The sequence below is a fragment of the Pseudomonas oplopanacis genome (assembly GCF_057128725.1).
In genome coordinates, this window is record NZ_JBSKHV010000001.1 from 905213 (window position 1) to 919679 (window position 14467).

The window sequence follows — 14467 nt, forward strand, 5'->3', positions numbered from 1 at the left end:
CGAGCCTGCTCGCGAAGACTGACTGCCAGCCACTACAGCCCCCAACCCTGCCTCCAATCTACCCAACACCGACATCCCCTCTAGGAGCAAATCCTGCAGAGGACTACAATCGCCACCCCGCCTCGATGGCTGACCCGCCCCGCCCATGTTGACCTGTTCCGTACACCCGCTTCCTTATCGCGCCAACCCCGCCGACTACTTCGCGGCGATTCGTCATGCCCCCGGCGCCGTGCTGCTGGATAGCGGTCGGCCGACCGCAGAGCGCGGCCGTTTTGATTTGCTCAGCGCCTGGCCGCTGGAGCAATTGGCTGTATTGCCCGACGAAAGCGGCGGCGACTTCCTGCAACGCCTGCGCGAGAATCTGACACGCCTCGGTGAAGCGGCGGTTCCTGATGAACTGCCCTTCGCCGGCGGCCTGATCGGTTACCTGAGCTACGACTTCGGTCGGCACCTGGAACACCTGCCGAGCCAGGCGCAGGACGACCTGCAACTCCCCGACGCGCGTTTCGGCTTGTACGACTGGGCCCTGATCAGCGATCACCACGTAAAAACCAGTCAACTGGTGTTTCACCCGTCGTTGATCGACAGCGAGCGCCAGCGTCTGATCACACTGTTCAGCCAGCCGACCGCAAACGCCGTTGAACCTTTCACATTGAAAGCGCCGATGCGTGCCGACCTGAGCGCCGACCAATATCGCCAGGCGCTGGAACGCATTCAGAACTACATCCAGGCCGGTGACTGCTACCAGGTCAACTTCGCCCAGCGCTTCCGGGCTGAGTGCCAAGGTGATCCATGGGCGGCGTACGTTGCGTTGCGCGCCGCATGCCCGACGCCATTTTCCGGGTTCCAGAGCCTGCCCGAGGGTGGCGCGGTACTGAGCCTGTCGCCGGAGCGCTTCGTCAAAGTCAGCGAACGGCAGGTGGAAACCCGGCCGATCAAAGGCACCCGCCCTCGCGGCCTGACCGCCACCGAAGACGCAGCGAACGCCGCCGAACTACTGGCCAGCCCCAAGGATCGCGCGGAAAACCTGATGATTGTCGACCTTTTGCGCAATGACCTCGGCCGCACCTGCCGCATCGGTTCGGTGCGGGTGCCGGAGTTGTTCAGTCTGGAAAGCTATCCGAATGTGCATCACCTGGTGAGCAGCGTGACCGGTGAACTGGCGGATGACCGCGATGCGCTGGACCTGATCGCCGGCAGCTTCCCCGGAGGCTCGATCACCGGTGCGCCGAAGATTCGCGCGATGCAGATTATTGACGAGCTCGAGCCGACCCGGCGCGGATTGTACTGCGGGTCATTGCTGTATCTGGATGTGCGCGGCGAGATGGACAGCTCCATCGCGATTCGCAGCTTGCTGGTCAAGGATGGGCAGGTGTGTTGCTGGGGCGGCGGCGGGATTGTCGCTGACTCCGAGTGGCAGGCCGAGTATCAGGAATCGATAACCAAGGTCAAAATCCTGCTCGATACCCTGCAAAACCTCTAAAAGCTTCGTCGGAACGCCGCCCGGAGCCGGCTCGCTCCCACAGTTGAAATGCAATCCAATGTGGGAGCGAGCCTGCTCGCGAAAGCGTCCTTCCGGACGACTACAAACTCAAAGCCCGATTCGAAGCCTTGATGAACTCCTGCTTCAACTCCTCAAACGTATGCACTGCCGGGAACTGCGGAAACTCGCGGATCACGTTGTCCGGCGCATGGAACAGAATCCCCGCATCCGCCTCACCCAGCATTGTCGTGTCGTTGTAGGAATCCCCCGCCGCGATCACCCGGTAGTAAAGGCTCTTGAAGGCCAAAACCGACTGACGCTTGGGATCTTTCTGACGCAACTGATAGCTGGTCACCCGACCGGAATCGTCAGTAATCAAGCGATGGCACAGCAACGTCGGGAAGCCCAGCTGGCGCATCAACGGCTGCGAAAATTCGTAGAACGTGTCCGACAGAATCACCACTTGAAAGCGCTCGCGCAGCCAGTTGACGAACTCGATGGCGCCATCGAGTGGCTTGAGCGTGGCGATCACTTCCTGGATGTCGGCGAGTTTCAAGCCGTGTTCATCGAGGATTCGCAGGCGCTGCTTCATCAGCACGTCGTAGTCGGGAATGTCCCGAGTGGTGGCCCGGAGCGATTCGATCCCGGTTTTTTCGGCGAAAGCGATCCAGATTTCCGGGACCAGTACACCTTCAAGATCCAGACAGGCAATTTCCACAAGACACTCCCATTTGTATTGATTATTGAGTCGAGCGAGCAAAAAGACTGCCGAACTCTAGCGATTCGGGCTGACCGGCGCAACGCAGAGGGCGCGCCAGCGGCTGCAGGATTTTGTTACCATCGCAGCCATATAGAGCGCCAAGCGCCACCGACCTGTAGGAAGCCGCCCTGATGAGCCCAACGTTCGACGTCGTGGAACTCGCCACGACCTATGCCAACAAATCCGCCCAGGACATCCTGAAACTCGCGTTCGCCGAGTTTGGCGATGATCTGTGGATATCTTTCAGCGGCGCCGAAGACGTGGTGCTGGTAGACATGGCCTGGAAGCTGAACAAGAACGTCAAAGTGTTCAGCCTCGACACCGGCCGTTTGCACCCAGAAACCTACCGCTTCATCGATCAGGTGCGTGAGCACTACAAGATCGACATCGAACTGGTGTCGCCGGACTACACGAAACTTGAACCCTTCGTGAAGGAAAAAGGCCTGTTCAGCTTCTACAAGGACGGCCATGGCGAATGCTGCGGCATCCGCAAGATCGAGCCGCTGCGCCGCAAGTTGTCCGGCGTCACCGCCTGGGCCACCGGCCAGCGCCGCGACCAGAGCCCCGGCACCCGCAGCGCCGTCGCCGTGCTGGAAATCGACACCGCGTTCTCCACCCCGGAACGCACCCTGTACAAATTCAATCCGCTGGCGCAAATGACCAGCGAAGAGATCTGGGGCTACATCCGCATGCTGGAGCTGCCCTACAACAGCCTGCATGAGCGCGGGTTCATCAGCATTGGCTGCGAACCGTGCACCCGTCCGGTGCTGCCGAACCAGCATGAGCGCGAAGGTCGCTGGTGGTGGGAAGAGGCGACGCAGAAAGAATGCGGGTTGCATGCCGGGAATATCATCAGCAAGTCCAAGGCCTGATCCCGAGCCGTGTAGAGATCCCAATGTGGGTGCGAGCCTGCTCGCGAAGGCGTCGTGTCAGGCGCCATCCATGTTGAACGTGAGTCTATCTTCGCGAGCAGGCTCGCACACAAGTTCTGTGTGGGCCGGGCTTGCCCGCGATGGCAGCACCTCGGTTTCCTGCCAGGCTCAAACCGCACTAAACCTGCGCCCCAATCCCTGCTCCGCAAACTGCTCGATGATGAAATCCACAAACGCCCGGGTCTTGCCCGGCAACAGTTTGTGTTCCGCGTAATAGATCGAAATATTGCCATCGTCGACATACCAGTCTGGCAGCACCCGCTGGAGCTTCCCGTTCTCCAGAAACCCCGAGGCGAACGGCATGCTTACTAGCGCAATCCCCAGTCCCTGGGCCGCCGTCGCGCACGCAGCTTCCGAATCACTCATGGTCATTCGCGCCCTCAACGTCAGCGGACTGTGTTGCTGCGTGCGACTGGTCAACTGCCAAGAGCGCACTCGACCGGTCTGCGGCGAACGAATCAGGATGCCGTCGTGATGCTTGAGGTCATCGGGCTCGGCGATCGCATCATGCGACTCCAGATAACCGGCTGACGCCACCAACACCCGATGCGCCGGCGTCAGTTTGCGCGCCACCACCCCTTGGGGCAGTTCGAAGCCGCCGCCAATGGCCGCATCGAAGCCCTGCGCAATCAAATCGACCTGACGGTTATCGAAATGCCAGTCCGGATTGATCGCCGGAAAGCGCCGCAAAAACTCCCCCAGCAACGGCACGATATACAAACGCCCGAACACCGTGCCCATGCTGACCTTCAGCGTCCCCGCCGGTCGGCCTTCGGCGCTCGCCAGATTGGCCACGGCATTCTGGATCGTGTGCAGGCTGGAACTGACCTCGCCGAGGAACAACTGACCGGCCTCCGTCAACGTCAGGCTGCGCGTGCTGCGCTGAAACAGCCGCACACCGAGCCGTGCTTCGAGTTTTGCCACACTCTTGCCCACCGCGGCCGGGGTCAGGCTTAAGCGCCGCGCGGCTTCGGCAAAACTGCCGACCTCGGCGCTGCGCACAAAGCATTCGATACTGCTGAAGGTTTCCATACGCGTCACTATAAACTTTTGGTTTACACAGACTATCGCAATTACCGTCTACACAGCGCCTGATCCTCAATCGATACTAGGCTCCATCAACCGAGGCATCTCGCCTCGGGACTTTGGAGATCGTTATGACTACTCAGAACCTCAGCGGCAAAGTGGCTTTGATTCAAGGCGGTTCCCGCGGTATCGGCGCAGCCATCGTCAAACGCCTGGCCGCTGAAGGCGCAACCGTTGCCTTCACCTACGTCAGCTCCACGGCCAAAGCCGAAGAATTGCAAAACAGCATCACCAGCAGCGGCGGCAAAGCCCTGGCCATCAAGGCGGACAGCGCCGACGCTGAAGCGATCCGAAACGCCGTGAGCGCCACGGTTAAAGCCTTCGGTCGCCTGGACATCCTGGTCAACAACGCCGGCGTGCTGGCCGTTGCGCCACTGGAAGATTTCAAACTCGAAGACTTCGACCAAACCCTCGCCATCAACGTACGCAGCGTGTTCATCGCCACCCAGGCCGCCGCCGCACACATGACCGAGGGCGGTCGCATCATCAACATCGGCAGCACCAACGCCGACCGCATGCCCTTCGCCGGTGGTGGCCCGTACGCCATGAGCAAAGCAGCGCTGGTCGGCCTGACCAAAGGCCTGTCCCGTGACCTCGGCCCACGCGGCATCACCATCAATAATGTGCAGCCCGGCCCGGTCGACACCGACATGAACCCGGCTGACGGTGACTTCGCGGAAAGCCTGATCCCGTTGATGGCAGTGGGTCGCTACGGCAAAGCCGAAGAGATCGCCAGCTTCGTTGCCTACCTCGTCGGACCGGAAGCCGGTTACATCACCGGGGCCAGCCTGACCATCGACGGTGGTTTCGGCGCCTGATCCACGGTTTGATTGAAACAAAAACGCCGGCAACCTTTAACAGGTTGTCGGCGTTTTTGTTTGTTTGTCACTTCAAGCCCATTCGAGGGCCGGTAAACCACACGCACTTGGCATGAACGCCTTCAGCGTACGAAGAATGCCATCGGCATGTGCGTATTTTTCATCAGCCATGGCCGCGTCCGGGATGGCTATCGCGGTCATCCCCGCCGCTTTCGCCGCGGTGACGCCAAACGGCGAATCCTCAAACACCAGGCAGTCCTCAGGCGCAACGCCCAGGCGCCGCGCGGCGGTGAGGAAAATATCCGGCGCCGGCTTGGCTGCGCCGACTTCCGGGTCATCGGCCGTTACGACGAAATCGAACAGCGCAAACCAGTCACGGTGCAACGTGGTTTTCTGACCGAACGACTGACGCGATGAACTGGTGCCGACTGCAATCGGAATGTTGTTGGCCTTCAAGTGCCGCACCAATTCCTCAGCGCCCGGCATCGCCAGCGCGGCAGGAAAACGCTCGCGCATCAACGGCTCGCGGATCACCAGGAACTCTTCGGCGGTGATCGGCAGATCGAGCGCCTCGACCACATAGCGCGCCAGATCACCGGCCCCACGGCCGATGATGTTTTGCTTGATGCTCCAGTCGAAAACCCGACCGTAACGCGCGGCAATCAGCGACGTGACCTCGGTGTAAATGCCCTCGGTGTCCAGCAACAAGCCGTCCATGTCGAAAATCACAGCCTTGATCGGGCCGAACTGATTGAGCGGTGCATTCATCGCATCGGGTCCGTTTTCTAATGACATCCCAGAGACGGCTCAGGTGTGGCCGGGTCCGTGATCGATTAAAGGATTCAGCAGCATAGCGAGCGCGGCTGACATTGAGCAACGGGCAATGCCCGACCGTTACAAAAAGTGCTGATCGTCATTTAGCGACTTTCCCTACATAAAACGCCTCTTTTCCTGACTTCTTTACCCGCTGATCCCAAGCAAAGTCTCGCGCTCACATTTGATCTGCGCGAGGGACTGCGAATGTTCGTACCTGACGAGGTACTGGCCTTGAATAACGCCATCGGCTTGCTGGTGGTCGCCGCCATGGACCCTGAGCAGCCGAATGTCGAAGGGGTGCTGGCTGACTTTCGACTGTGCCTCAACGACTACGACGCCTGGGCGGAGAGTTTCTGGACCGGCAAGGCGCTGGATATCGAGCAGGTGTTCAAGGTCGGCAATGAAGTCCGGCTGGCCGCGCCAAAGCATTCCACTGCGCCTGTCAGCTCCACCGTCGGGGCATGCCCGGCCAGCGGCCCGTTGACGCTGGTGCACATGTTCGATGCGGCGCGATTCGTGCCGATTGGCAATACGCCGGTGATGCTCGAACCGTTGAACGCTGATGGCACCTATGGCGATCCGGTCAACCATGAGATCGGCCCCAGCGGCATTCTCGAAATCCCCGACTGCGAGCGCGGTCAACGTTACCGCATCACCTTCTTCCCCAATGTTTCCACCGATCATGTCAAAGCGCTGTACGCCTCCTATCAAGGCGTCATCGACGGCCTGGAAGACTGGCTGCGCAACGAGTGGACGACTGAATTCGAGGCTTCATGGGCCGAGTACTCGCAAGCCGGATTCCTCAAGCGCTACGGCCTGTTGCAACAAGCTGACTGGCTCGGTTTCGAAAAGTCGCTGAACGGTTTGTGGGATGACGTGAAGCAGATTTACGAGCTGATCACCGACCTGCAGGCCAACAGCGAAAAACTCCTTGAATACCTGACCGAAGTCGAACTTGAAACGCTGCTGCAGGCCTCGACTGAATCGATAGCCAATCTGTTGCTGGTGTTGAGTGACGAGCCGTTGATGTTCATCCATCTGGCGGCGTTCACCAGTTGGCTGCGGATGATGCCACCGCAGCACATCGCCGAAGTTGTGGCAGAAATTCGTACAGCGATATTGATCGGACTCCTGTTGGCACGCTTCACGGGGTCTGTAGGACTTAGGGTCGGTATCAGTGTCAAAGTGCTGAGCAAAATCAAATCGGAGCGAGCGCGTAAGTGGCTGGCAGCCGCGGGTTTGCGTCTGGCCGTCCTATCCGATCTGACGCCCCATGCGGGTGTACTCAAACCTCTCGCGGTCAACATCCGCACGGCTCCACTGAACCCTGCGCCTGCGGTGCCGTTGCAGATTAGCGCGGGCTCAGCGCCGGTTGTGTTGGTGGACAACCCGGTCGCCATTGCTCGCAACAAATCCGCAGCCAAGACCCGCCTGGGCCGGCACGAACAGCGTGACGACGCCTCAGAGCAGGCGAAAAACCCCAACGGTGACAGTGCCGATTGCGGGCCACTGACCTGCACCAATGGCTGCCCGGTGTCGATGGTCACCGGCGAAGAGCTGCTGACCCTGGACGATGGATCGCTCAACGGTTTGCTGCCGTTTGCGTTTACCCGGTTGTACCGAAGCAGCGCTGTGGAAATCGATTGCGGGCTGGGCTGGGGCTGGAGTCATTCGCTGGCGCATCGGCTGGAACTGGACGCAGAGCACGTCGTCTGGATCGACCATGAAAACCGCCGCACGACATTTCCGCTGCCCAGCCAGGAACGCCCGGCCATTCACAACAGCCTGTCGCGGGCGGCGATTTATTTAGGGGATCAACCAGAGGAACTGGTACTCGCCCTCGCTGGCGAGACCGTGCGGTTCTATCACTTTCGCAATGGCCGGCTGACCGCGATCAGCGATGCCTATAACAACCGGCTGCACATCACCCGCGACCGGCAGGATCGCATTCAGCGCCTCGACAACGGCGCCGGTCGTTCACTGCTGTTGCGCTACGAGCGTCGGCACATCGTCGCGGTCGAGTATCAGTCATTTCATCCCGCCGATACGGCGGATGACGCCTGGCGTACCGAGCAAACGCTGATCGCCTACCGCTACGACGCCCGACAGCGGCTGATCGAAGCGACCAATGCCGCCGGGGAAAGCGAACGGTACGACTACGACGACCGACACGTGATTCTCCAGCGGCAACTGGCCGGTGGAGCCAGTTTCTTTTGGGAGTGGGAGCGGTCCGGCAAAGCGGCCCGATGCATAAGGCACTGGGCGACGTTCGCGCAAATGGATACGCGCTATGCCTGGGACGACAACGGCGCAGTGCGGGTTAAAAACGTCGATGGCAGCGAGGAAGTTTACGTCCATGACGATACGGCGCGGTTGGTGCGCCGGGTCGGGGCGGATGGCGCCGAGCACCTCAAGACTTATGACCACAAGGGTCAGCTGATTGCCGAACAGGGGCCACTGGGGGCGATTACTCAATACCGCTACGACGATCTCGGGCGGCTGATTGCGCTGATTCCACCTGAAGATGAGCCAACGTCCTACGAATACCGCAACGGTTTCCTGCATGCACGCTATCGCGGTCAGGCGGTCTGGAAATATCAACGCAATGCTCAGGGCGATGTCACTGAATCCATCGACCCCGACGGCCAGATCACTCACTACCACTACGACGCTCAAGGACGACTGGCATCGATCCGTTATCCGGACAGCAGCCGTCATGTGTTCATTCGGGATGCTATCGGGCAACTGATCGAGGAAACCCTGCCGGACGGCGGCCAGCGGCGGTTTTCCTACGACGCTCTCGGACGGCAGATTTCCCGTCAGGATGAACATGGCGCTGTCACTCACTACCAATGGGACGCCGTCGGCCGACTGCTCCAGACGACGCTTCCTACGGGCGCGAGCCGAGCCTTCAGCTACAACGCCTACGGCAAAATCACCGCCGAACGCGATGAACTGGGGCGAATCACGCGCTTTGAGTACGACGATGACCTGCACCTGGTCAGCCGCCGGATCAACCCCGACGGTACGCATCTGCACTATCGCTATGACAACGCACGGCTGCTGCTGACCGAAATCGAGAACGAGTCCGGCGAACACCATCGACTGGACTACACGGTGGGTGGATTGATCCGACAGGAAGTCGGGTTTGACGGTCGACGCACGGCATATGCCTACGACCTCAATGGTCATCTGCTGGAAAAAATCGAGTTCGGCGATGACGGCTCGCAACTGATGACCCGTTACCAACGGGACTCGGCCGGTCGCCTGCTGATCAAAACCCTGCCCGACGGCATCAACGTCGAATACCACTACGACAGCCTGGGCCGCTTGGTCAGCGTCGACGACAACCACGATCACCCGCTGGTATTCGAATACGACACTCAGAACAGGCTGATCACTGAGCACCAGAGCTGGGCCACATTGCGCTATGGCTACGACGCGTGCGGCCGACTCGACCACCTGCGCCTGCCTGACAACAGCAAAATCGATTACCACCGCACCAAGGGTGGTGCACTGACAGCCATCGACCTCAACGGCACCCGTCTCACAAGCCACACCTATCAATTCGGCCGTGAGTTGCAGCGCCAGCAAGGGCTGTTGCACAGCCAATACGACCACGACGAACAAGGTCGTCTGAAGGCCCACGCTGTAAGCCAAAATCAGCAATCGCTTTATCGGCGCGACTTTGCCTACAGCGCCAACGGCAACCTCGACACCATCGCGGACACCCGCCACGGCCAACGCAACTACCAATACGATCCGCTCAACCGCCTGATCCGCGTCCGCCACTCCCGCGATCAACAACCCGAAAGCTTCGCCCACGACCCCGCGGGCAACTTGCTGATGCAGGATCGCCCCGGCCCGACCGCCGTCAAAGGCAATCGCCTGTTGATGCAAGGCGACCGCCACTTCGACTACGACACCTTCGGCAACCTGATACGCGAGCGCCGCGGCACCGGGCAAAAACTCGTCACCGAATACCGCTACGACTGCCAGCACCGGCTAATCAGCGCCACGCTGCCCAACGGCACCTGCGCGACCTACCGCTACGACGCCTTCGGCCGCCGCATCGCCAAAACCGTCGACGGCAAAACCACCGAGTTTTTCTGGCAAGGCGACCACCTCATCGCCGAACACAGCCAGGACCACCACCGCAGTTACCTCTACGAACCCGGCACCTTCCGCCCACTCGCGATGCTCGACGGCAAAGGCCCCCGCCAGGCCTGCCCGTTCTACTACCAACTCGACCACCTCGGCACCCCGCAAGAACTCACCGACTACAGCGGCGACATCATCTGGGCCGCGCAATACACCGCCTACGGCCGCCTGACCCGACTGAACCGAGATACCCATCAGGTGCTGGATCAACCATTGAGGTTTCAAGGGCAGTACTTCGACGCGGAGACGGGGCTGCATTACAACCGGCATCGTTATTACAACCCGGATGTGGGGCGGTATTTGACGCCGGATCCGAGTGGGTTAAAGGGTGGGTTGAACGGGTATCAGTACACGCGGAATCCTACGGGGTGGGTTGATCCGTTGGGGTTGAATGAGTGTCCTGGGGCGGATGGGTGTAAACGGCCGGGGGTTGGGGAGGAGGATCCGGCGGGGAAGGTTAAGGTTTATGAGGGCGAGCCTTCACTGCCTTCCTCGACAGGAGAAAGCGAGTATCTATATCGTGGTGATTTGCGTAAGCCAGATGAAATCTTTGATACTGGGTTCTTGAGTAGAGGAGATAGTAATGATTTATTACTTCATGTTTGGGACAACAAAAATCCGCCGAGCAACTTTATAAGCACATCTACTGACCCGGAAATAGCTATAGATTTTGGCACCAAATACAGGACCAAAAATGGTTACATGTACACCCTCAGACGGGTTTTCGGCCTTGACGTCAACAAGGAATTACACCCTGATGATATTCCTTACGACTATGAGGATGAGATAGCTATTCCTAGCAGAGTAAAAACCGGAGACATTATAGGCGTTACCCCCCTAAAAAAAGACGGGAGCTATATTGGATACTCAATACCAAATCCTCAGAGAAAACGATAATGACAATTGAAAAAATTTCTATCTTAATCGATAACAAATCACAGATTGCTGTACTCGATTGCGATGAAGACACATCCTCCATCCAAATAACACTGGAGAGCGGTCAAACACAAAAATTCTCAGGACTTGATATTTATGAGTGCCTTGGAAAAATAATAAAATTTTTTCCTGAGATTAACTTCCTATGTAAAGGAGCAAAAATAAACGTGCGACCCTCCAGTATGTCATCGCAGATGAGCTGTGGAATTATGGCTTACGAGCACAAGCTGGGCGTCCGAGCGTCTAGAAAGGATCTGGTCAATATCTTTCAGTATGATGACCAAGACATTATTAACGATCCACAAATGCAAACCGATTTTTTCCATCGTTGGCTAAAATCAATAAAAAAATAGTCAATACAAAAAAACCACCCTAAACCCAAAGGTGCTCATGAAAGCATTTGAAATAACCACACTTTCCGATGGCAACACGGACAGCACTATAATTGAATACCAGCGCGAGGGAGCGCTATTAACCCTACGAACCAGATGTAACCCAGAGAAAACATATAAAGGGTATGACCTATTCCAATGCTTTGGTCTAATGCGAGCAGATAACCCGACTACAAAATTTTTATGCAAAGGCGCTAAAATCAATGTTTATACTTCGAGCATGTCATCGCAAATGTCTGCCGGCCTAGTCGCGTATGAGCTTCAACTAGGCAGGCCCACGGAGGATGAAGACTTAGTGAGAATATTTGACTTTGAGAAAAACGACATCACAAACAACATCCAGCTACAACTGGAGTTCCGAAAACGCTGGATCGCGTCGTTAGCGAACAGGTGTAAAAATAGCTGCTTGTAACGAATAGATTGCTAGGCGCCTGAAAACAATGACTATCAAAAAGCCCAACAAATAGCTGGGCTTTGATATTTTAACTGCATTCGAACTAGCCACCCTTTTCATCTTCGGCATCGCTGGCGCTGGCATCAGCAGCACTACCAGACTCTCCAGATCCACCTCCGCCACCCTTCCCCATCGAGCTCCCACCACTCACCGCCCCACTCCCCTTCCCCGGGCTAGTACTACTCCCATTCGCATCACCCCCATTCCCACCATTAATACTCCCAGGCGGCAACGCATTACCATCCGCAGAATTGGCATTCATTTCAGTCGACGGAGGCATCCCCCCTTTATCCACAGGCGCATCATTCCCATTGGATTGAGCAAACGCACTCAACGAGCCAACACACAGCAGCCCCGCAATAGTCAGGGCTGTGAGTTTTGAACTGACCATGACGCATCTCCTTTAAAAAAGGTACATACCAGATCTGGCAGCACTCTCTTTTTAAAGGTGCAACACAATCGACGAGCGGCTTTCAGCTCGGCTCACCCGAATAATCCTCACCCGCAATGTCCGGATCTTCAGGGTCCGCCTCGACATCACCGCGCTTCACATCATCAGCGGGCACTTGTTCCACCGCCGTATCGTCATCCGGTGGACGCTGATCACGACTCAACGAATCGGTCGGTGAAGGCAGCGGGTATTCAGGGGTGTCGTCGATTTCGGTGTCTTTCGGATCTGCGTTCATAAGCACCTCTCAAAGGGCCTGAAAAGCAGGCCCTGATAGTTCGAGGGGTGATGTGGGGTTGTTTGTTCTATCAGAGAGACGATCGGTCAAACAGAACACATCAATCTACGTCCTCATCCTCTTCTTCGTACTCGAGGTTCCCCACGTCGCCCGCGTCGTCAGAGTCGTTGAGGGGCACCGTGGCGTCGTCCATGAGTGAACCCGGATCTTCATTGCCTGGGTCGTTGATGAACGGAAGCCCGCTCGGGCCTTTTTGTTCCTTGCCTTCGGTTTCCGGAGTCATGGCATGCCTCGCAATATTGGGGGGTGTATGAAGTTCGAGACTGCCTGTGGCCAAACGTTCCGGATGCGAAAGCACAGACACAAAAAACCCGGCACCAGGCCGGGTTTCTATTTGAGAGCGTCTTAGTGATGCTTGTTTTTGTGCTTATGCTTGTGACCGTTTCCGTGGCCGGAATGTGAACTGCCATTATTGCCGTCGTCGCCCAGGTTGTTCCCGACTGCACCACCCGCGGCACCACCAAGGCCCGCGCCGATGGTCGACCCGGTCGAGCCGCCGAGGCTGTTACCAACTACCGAGCCGCCTGCCGCACCTAAACCACCGCCAATAGCTGCCTCGTTGCGATTGCCTTTGCTCGCGCCGACTGCGCTACCTGCCGCACCACCAACGCCGGCGCCGATGGCGGCGCCTGTGCTGCCGCCCAACTGTCCGCCGACGACGTTACCCAACGCACCACCCAGACCGCCGCCCACTGCAGCGGTGCCGTCGCCAGCCGCCATCGCACCTTGGGCCGCTAACAGTCCAACCACAAACGCAGACAGCGCCAAACTTCGAACGCTGGTGTTTCTACACTTTTTGCCGTTGTTAACCGGAGTCATGGGACGCCTCTTGTTCTTCGGGGGTATACGACCTTTGAGGCTTGGCTCAAAGAATCGTTCATTAACGAAAAAGCCCGGCGTTTAGCCGGGCTCTTCGATGCGGATCGAACGGGATCAGTGACGCTTGTGACCTTTGGCCAGGTTGCTGCCAACGCCGCCGCCCAAAGCACCACCCAAACCAGCGCCAATGGTGGAACCGCTCTTGCCACCCAAGCTATTGCCGATCACCGAACCACCGGCCGCGCCAACGCCACCACCAATGGCAGCGGAAGTACGGTGGCCTTTTTTTGCTGCAACAGCACTGCCGGCTGCGCCCGCTACGCCCGCACCAATCGCTGCGCCGGTGCTGCCACCCATGCTTTGGCCGACCACATTACCCAGAGCGCCACCCAGACCGCCGCCGATTGCCGCAGTGCCATCACTGGCAGCCATCGCACCCTGAGCAACCAGAAGCCCAAGAACCAGTGCAGGCAGTGTTAAACGCATGACGAAAACCTCAAAAATAGGGGGATAAACGAAAGGCGGGGATTGAATGCTTTAGCGCGCGAAACGTCCACACAAAAACCTCCGCACCTCGCAATTAGCGACGGTTGGACAGCTTTTATGGAAAAGGTTTTATCGCAGGCAAAAAAAAGGTTCTTCACGGATTACCGGGAAAGACGCTCTTGATCTTCATGAAAAAGAATTCGCTATCCCGGTAACCGTACGCCATCCGTTTGATGACCTTTATTCGATTGTTTATACCTTCCAACTGCCCTGTGTGCATCGGCCAGCGAACCCGACTGACGATGCCTCGCCAGTAAGCCTTCAGCCGATTGGCGAACTGGATCAGTGCCGGTATTTCGCTTTCATGAGCATGGCGCAGCCATTGCTTCCAGGCCGATCGCCAAGCCCAGGCAGCACTCGGTGTCCAGAGTGTTTTGAGCTCAGCCTTCATCAAATACACCGTCATCAGCGATTGGTTGGCCGCCAACAAATCTTGCAAGCGAACCTGCTGTTCCGGCGTTTTCAGATTCTGTGGATTGCGCAGCAACAGCCATCGCGCCTGCTTGATGACCTTGCGA

At 57.9% G+C, this 14467-nt stretch carries 13 protein-coding genes; 5 read left to right on the top strand and 8 right to left on the bottom strand.

Annotated elements, in window-relative coordinates:
- Positions 1-145 precede the first annotated feature (145 nt).
- Complete coding sequence (gene pabB / locus ACWKV5_RS04265; RefSeq protein ID WP_483840291.1) at positions 146-1483, top strand: aminodeoxychorismate synthase component I; 1338 nt, start codon at positions 146-148, stop codon at positions 1481-1483.
- 100 nt (positions 1484-1583) lie between these two features.
- Here the strand turns inward: pabB and thrH are convergent, their stop codons facing one another.
- Positions 1584-2201: a bifunctional phosphoserine phosphatase/homoserine phosphotransferase ThrH gene (gene thrH / locus ACWKV5_RS04270; RefSeq protein WP_483840292.1), complete on the bottom strand. Its 618-nt coding sequence runs from the start codon at positions 2199-2201 to the stop codon at positions 1584-1586.
- Positions 2202-2374: 173 nt separating this feature from the next.
- On the opposite strand from thrH, the gene ACWKV5_RS04275 reads away from it, so the two are divergent.
- Positions 2375-3115 (top strand): phosphoadenylyl-sulfate reductase, encoded by a 741-nt coding sequence (locus tag ACWKV5_RS04275; protein ID WP_008027340.1) that lies wholly within the window; start codon positions 2375-2377, stop codon positions 3113-3115.
- A gap of 168 nt (positions 3116-3283) precedes the next feature.
- On the opposite strand, the gene ACWKV5_RS04280 is transcribed toward ACWKV5_RS04275, so the two are convergent.
- The gene (locus ACWKV5_RS04280; protein WP_483840293.1) at positions 3284-4207 is read right to left on the bottom strand and encodes a LysR family transcriptional regulator; all 924 of its coding nucleotides are present in this window, start codon (positions 4205-4207) and stop codon (positions 3284-3286) included.
- A gap of 125 nt (positions 4208-4332) precedes the next feature.
- Here ACWKV5_RS04280 and ACWKV5_RS04285 point away from each other — a divergent pair, with 125 nt between their 5' ends.
- Positions 4333-5079 (top strand): 3-oxoacyl-ACP reductase family protein, encoded by a 747-nt coding sequence (locus ACWKV5_RS04285; protein WP_140667164.1) that lies wholly within the window; start codon positions 4333-4335, stop codon positions 5077-5079.
- A gap of 72 nt (positions 5080-5151) precedes the next feature.
- Here the strand turns inward: ACWKV5_RS04285 and ACWKV5_RS04290 are convergent, their stop codons facing one another.
- Positions 5152-5847, bottom strand: coding sequence for an HAD-IA family hydrolase (locus ACWKV5_RS04290; protein ID WP_483840294.1), 696 nt, complete (start codon positions 5845-5847; stop codon positions 5152-5154).
- A gap of 252 nt (positions 5848-6099) precedes the next feature.
- Between ACWKV5_RS04290 and ACWKV5_RS04295 the strand changes: the two genes are divergently transcribed.
- The gene (locus ACWKV5_RS04295; protein ID WP_483840295.1) at positions 6100-10953 is read left to right on the top strand and encodes an RHS repeat-associated core domain-containing protein; all 4854 of its coding nucleotides are present in this window, start codon (positions 6100-6102) and stop codon (positions 10951-10953) included.
- Positions 10953-11345, top strand: coding sequence for a hypothetical protein (locus ACWKV5_RS04300; protein ID WP_483840296.1), 393 nt, complete (start codon positions 10953-10955; stop codon positions 11343-11345). The genes ACWKV5_RS04295 and ACWKV5_RS04300 overlap by 1 nt, the downstream gene beginning before the upstream one ends.
- A gap of 966 nt (positions 11346-12311) precedes the next feature.
- Here the strand turns inward: ACWKV5_RS04300 and ACWKV5_RS04305 are convergent.
- The 5 genes from ACWKV5_RS04305 to ACWKV5_RS04325 form a co-directional block, all read right to left on the bottom strand.
- Positions 12312-12524, bottom strand: coding sequence for a hypothetical protein (locus ACWKV5_RS04305; protein ID WP_483840297.1), 213 nt, complete (start codon positions 12522-12524; stop codon positions 12312-12314).
- 100 nt (positions 12525-12624) lie between these two features.
- Positions 12625-12807: a hypothetical protein gene (locus ACWKV5_RS04310; protein WP_027922531.1), complete on the bottom strand. Its 183-nt coding sequence runs from the start codon at positions 12805-12807 to the stop codon at positions 12625-12627.
- A 122-nt stretch (positions 12808-12929) separates the two neighbouring features.
- The gene (locus ACWKV5_RS04315) at positions 12930-13403 is read right to left on the bottom strand and encodes a glycine zipper domain-containing protein (protein WP_483840298.1); all 474 of its coding nucleotides are present in this window, start codon (positions 13401-13403) and stop codon (positions 12930-12932) included.
- A gap of 114 nt (positions 13404-13517) precedes the next feature.
- Positions 13518-13889 (bottom strand): bacteriocin, encoded by a 372-nt coding sequence (locus ACWKV5_RS04320; protein WP_483840299.1) that lies wholly within the window; start codon positions 13887-13889, stop codon positions 13518-13520.
- A gap of 154 nt (positions 13890-14043) precedes the next feature.
- On the bottom strand, positions 14044-14467 hold a 424-nt coding region (locus ACWKV5_RS04325; protein WP_483840300.1), incomplete at its 5' end, for an ISL3 family transposase.